This window comes from Streptomyces sp. NPDC059080, assembly GCF_042739975.1.
Classification (GTDB): domain Bacteria; phylum Actinomycetota; class Actinomycetes; order Streptomycetales; family Streptomycetaceae; genus Streptomyces; species Streptomyces benahoarensis.
This window is the reverse complement of record NZ_JBHYGX010000017.1, coordinates 41,657-45,784: the sequence shown is the minus strand read 5'-3', so window position 1 is coordinate 45,784 and position 4,128 is coordinate 41,657. Positions and strand designations below refer to the sequence as shown.

The 4,128-nt window shown below is 71.0% G+C and carries 3 protein-coding genes and 1 tRNA gene; 3 read left to right on the top strand and 1 reads right to left on the bottom strand.

Annotated features, from left to right (window positions below; all coding sequences use genetic code 11):
• Positions 1-516: 516 nt before the first annotated feature.
• Positions 517-1,038, bottom strand: coding sequence for a universal stress protein (locus ACFWWQ_RS16095; protein WP_030283209.1), 522 nt, complete (start codon positions 1,036-1,038; stop codon positions 517-519).
• A 918-nt stretch (positions 1,039-1,956) separates the two neighbouring features.
• Between ACFWWQ_RS16095 and ACFWWQ_RS16090 the strand changes: the two genes are divergently transcribed.
• From ACFWWQ_RS16090 to ACFWWQ_RS16080, 3 genes are all read left to right on the top strand, one after another.
• Positions 1,957-3,210 (top strand): GlxA family transcriptional regulator, encoded by a 1,254-nt coding sequence (locus tag ACFWWQ_RS16090; protein ID WP_384596389.1) that lies wholly within the window; start codon positions 1,957-1,959, stop codon positions 3,208-3,210.
• A gap of 5 nt (positions 3,211-3,215) precedes the next feature.
• The gene (gene orn / locus ACFWWQ_RS16085) at positions 3,216-3,833 is read left to right on the top strand and encodes an oligoribonuclease (protein ID WP_384596386.1); all 618 of its coding nucleotides are present in this window, start codon (positions 3,216-3,218) and stop codon (positions 3,831-3,833) included.
• Between the two features lie 109 nt (positions 3,834-3,942).
• A tRNA-His gene (locus ACFWWQ_RS16080) sits at positions 3,943-4,018 on the top strand.
• Positions 4,019-4,128: the final 110 nt, after the last annotated feature.

Genomic DNA, 4,128 nt, shown 5'->3' with positions numbered 1-4,128 from the left:
TATCCCCCCCACTCTCCCCCAACCCTCCTTGATGTTTTTGTTGGGGGCCGGTTTTTGTTTAATCCCCCCCCCGCGCCCCCCCCCCCCCCCGGCCCCGGGGGCCCCCCCGGCGGCTCCGTGCGTGCCACCACGCCGCACGGAGCCGCCGCCTCCCCTGTTGCCGGCGTCGCCCATACGCCGGCGGATGCCGCCGCGCCGGTAACCGTCATCTCCCGGTCGGCGACACGCTCCTGACGCGCCCGAGCTCCGCCCGGACGGCCGTCGCGTCCGACCGGTATCTACCCGTCACACCGTCACAATCCACCTCGGTACGGCAGTTGATCTCACGACTGCCCGCAATCCCCATGTCTCCCCCGCATCTGTGCACACTCCAGGGAGATCCGGACGTGCCCCGGGGAGTCGCACGCGGGCGCACGACGGCACGGACAGGGCGAGGTGAACACCGGGCGCTCCACGGCGCCGTACGGCACGGAGCGGCGGGAGAGGGCCCGGCGGGGGCCCGGCGGCGGGGGGGGCTCAGGGGACGACGATGACCGGGCGCTGCGCGCGGCGCGCCAGACGGCCCGCGACGGAGCCGAAGATCCGCCCCACGATCCCGTGGGTGGAGCCCACCACGATGCCGTCGGCCTCGTACTCCCGGCCGACCTCCTCCAGTTCGTGGCAGATGTCCCCGCCGCGCTCGACGAGGATCCAGGGGACCTCGGAGAGATGGTCGGCGCAGGCCAGCTCCAGGCCCAGCACCTCGGTGCGGTGATCGGGGACGTCCACGAAGACGGGCGGTTCGCACCCCGCCCAGACGGTCGTCGGCAGTCTGTTGGCGACATGCACGATGATCAGGCCCGAGCCGAGGCGCCGCGCCATACCGATTGCATACGCCAACGCCCGCTCGCTCGACATCGATCCGTCGAAGCCGACGACGACGCCGTGCCGGAACGCGGGATCACAGGGATGGTGTGCCTCTTCCGCCGCCCGGAGGTCGGCCAGCGGGTCGGCCACCTGCTTGCGGTGCGCGGGTTCAGGAAATTCGTGACCGGCCATTGGTGTCTCGGCGAGGACGTCCTCTTGCTGAGGGGCGAACGGGGGACGGCGTGTGACTTGATCCGGCAGTTGACTGAGCTGACCCGATCGAGGGGCCGACGTCTTAGTTCAACGAAGAACAATGCGACCGGGAATCATCTTTCCAAGGCTTTACCCCAAGAGTACGGCGCCACTCCCCCGCTGCCCAGGGGCCGCAGGAAGGCGGAGCGCCCGCACGGGGCGGGGTGCCACCCCTGGAACGGTCCCCCGGAGCATGCCGGAGCCACGCCCGGATGGCAATGCCCCGGCCTGCCCCCGTACGTACCCCCTGGGACACGAGTGACGTTCTCCGGCTCCGCACACCGCCCGTGGGGCCCGGGACCGCCGGGCGGAGTCATCTCCTCCACCGCCGCCCGGCGCCCGGCGGCAACCCCTGGCCCACGCGGTTCGGCGGGCGTCGGGACCGCACCCCGGGCGTTACCCCTGGGGCTGCCGTGACGGCCACCGCACATCAGGACAGAGCAGGGCGTAAGCGGACGGGGGCGCATGGAAGCAAGGGGTGTTCCGACACGTACGCAGGGCTCGCAGAGAGAGCGCACAACCCCCGCCGCAACCGTTTTCAGCCAACTTCGGGTCCGGATCACCACCTTGCTCCGGCCGCCCCCCAACCCCGGCGTGAGCAGGGCGGAAAGGACCGCTCGGCATGGTTGTGCCCTACTGCGAACGGGCAGAGCCGAGACGCGCACTTTCCCTGGAGGCCCGACGAGTGGAACGCTTCGTGATCGAATGCTTCGCGCCAAGTTGCCATATCGACATACCAGTGGGTGGTGAACTTGGCACGCCATCCTCACGGGACACAGTAGATTCGATCTTGGTAGTTATGGCGGGGGAGCTGTGCAGTACCGAGAGGGCGAGACGACCGAGGGGGGCTTAAGTGCCATGAGCCAGGACTCCGCTGCCGTACCAGATCCCGCACGCAAGCTCGCTGCCCGACGACGCCGCGAAATAGTCGCGGTGCTCCTCTTCAGCGGCGGCCCCATTTTCGAGAGCTCCATACCGCTCTCGGTCTTCGGAATCGACCGCCAGGACGCGGGCGTTCCCCGATACCGATTGCTTGTGTGCGCGGGCGAAGACGCGCCCTTGCGCACCACCGGGGGGCTGGAACTTTCCGCTCCCTACGGGCTGGAAGCCATCGCCCGGGCCGGGACGGTCGTCGTACCGGCCTGGCGCTCCATCACCCAGGCCCCGCCGCCCGCGGCACTCGACGCGCTGCGCCGCGCGCACGAGGAGGGGGCCCGGATCGTCGGGCTGTGCACGGGGGCGTTCGTCCTCGCCGCGGCCGGACTGCTCGACGGCCGCCCGGCCACCACCCACTGGATGTACGCGCCGACGCTCGCCAAGCGTTACCCGTCCGTCCATGTGGACCCGCGTGAGCTCTTCGTCGACGACGGCGATGTGCTCACCTCCGCGGGGACCGCGGCCGGTATCGACCTGTGTCTGCACATCGTGCGCAGCGACCACGGCGCGGACGCAGCGAACGCACTGGCCCGCAGGCTGGTCGTGCCGCCCCGGCGCACCGCGGCCGACCTCGGGCACCAGCGCTACCTGGACAGGTCTTTACCAGAGGAGATCGGCTCGGACCCGCTCGCCGAGGTCGTCGCCTGGGCGCTGGAGCACCTCCACGAGCAGTTCGACGTGGAGACGCTGGCGGCCCGCGCCTATATGAGCCGTCGCACCTTCGACCGGCGGTTCCGTTCCCTGACCGGGAGCGCCCCTCTCCAGTGGCTGATCACGCAGCGGGTCCTCCAGGCCCAGCGGCTGCTGGAGACCTCCGACTACTCGGTCGACGAGGTCGCGGGGCGCTGCGGTTTCCGTTCGCCGGTCGCGCTGCGCGGCCACTTCCGGCGACAGCTGGGTGCCTCGCCCGCGGCGTACCGCGCGGCGTACCGGGCCCGGCGGCCGCAGGGCGGTGCGCCCGAGGGCGGACTGCGGACGGAGCGGGGCGAGCGGGCGGCTCCGATGGGCGACCGGTTCGCGGCGCTGGCCAATCCGGCAGCGGCGCTGGCCACCGCTGATCCGGAGGCCGGCAAACCGCAGTCGGACGCCTACGCGGCACGCCTTCCGGAGGCATCGGTCGGTCGGGGCACCGGACGCCCCATGCTGCCCAGCCAGCGTGAGCGCCCCGTAGGGTGAGTCGTATGAACGATCGCATGGTGTGGATCGACTGCGAGATGACCGGTCTCTCGCTGGCGACCGACGCGCTCATCGAGGTGGCCGCCCTGGTCACCGATTCGGAGCTGAACGTACTCGGCGACGGCGTGGATGTGGTGATCCGCCCGCCCGCCGAGGCGCTGGCCACCATGCCGGAGGTGGTGCGCGAGATGCACACCGCCTCCGGACTGCTGGACGAGCTGGACGGCGGCACGACGCTGGAGGACGCCCAGGAGCAGGTGCTGGCGTACCTCAGGCAGCACGTGCCGGAGGCCGGCAAGGCGCCGCTGTGCGGCAACTCCGTCGGCACCGACCGGGGCTTCCTGCACCGCGACATGCCGACGCTGGAGAACTACCTGCATTACCGGATCGTCGATGTGTCGTCGGTGAAGGAGCTGGCCCGGCGCTGGTATCCGCGGGCGTACTTCAACAGTCCGGACAAGAGCGGCAACCACCGGGCGCTGGCCGACATCCGTGAATCCATCGCGGAGTTGCGCTACTACCGGGAGGCGGTCTTCGTGCCGCAGCCCGGCCCGGACTCCGGCACCGCGAAGGCCCTCGCGGCCAAGCACGTAGTGCCGCCGGCGGCCCCGGCCACGCCGTAGTGACGTAGCTCGCTCCCGGCACGGCGAAAGCCGGGAGCGAGCACCCCTTCGGACCCTGTACACTTTTTCTCAGCCGGTGGGGAAAAAGAACCACACAGCACCGGTCATGGTGGGTATAGCTCAGCTGGCAGAGCACCTGGTTGTGGTCCAGGATGTCGCGGGTTCAAGTCCCGTTACTCACCCCAACGGGGGGGGGGGGGCGGGGGGGAACCCGGGGGGGGGCCCGCCCGGGGCGCCGCGCTGGGGTATTGGGAGCACCCGCTCGGAGCGCCCCCTCTCACGGGGCGCCCCGCGC